1 protein-coding gene is annotated in these 269 nt (G+C 68.0%); it reads right to left on the bottom strand.

The genetic code is table 11. The features are described 5' to 3' along the window. On the bottom strand, positions 1 to 269 hold a 269-nt coding region (locus JT719_RS24785), incomplete at both ends, for a phosphate acyltransferase (RefSeq protein WP_278251906.1).

Here is a 269-nt window from a genome sequence, read left to right as displayed (position 1 = left end):
AGCTGTGATAGCGCATGTCGCGGATGATCTCGATGACCTCCACGTCCTTGCCCGGTTTCAGCCGCAGGCCGAGTTCGCCGATGCAGCGCTGGATCACCTCGGTCCGGCCGATCAGGACCGGCTGGGCGATGCCCTCGTCCACCGCCACCTGGGCCGCGCGCAGGACGCGCGGATCCTCGCCCTCGGCGTAGACGACGCGCTTGGGCGCGGACTTCGCCTTGGTCATCACCGGCTTCATGACGAGGCCGGAGCGCAGCACCAGATTCTCG

The sequence above is a fragment of the Sabulibacter ruber genome, from assembly GCF_017355955.1.
In the GTDB taxonomy this organism is placed as follows: Bacteria; Bacteroidota; Bacteroidia; order Cytophagales; family Hymenobacteraceae; genus Nibribacter; species Nibribacter ruber_A.
The sequence above is the reverse complement of the archived record's forward strand: the minus strand, read 5'-3'. Positions and strand labels throughout refer to the sequence as shown.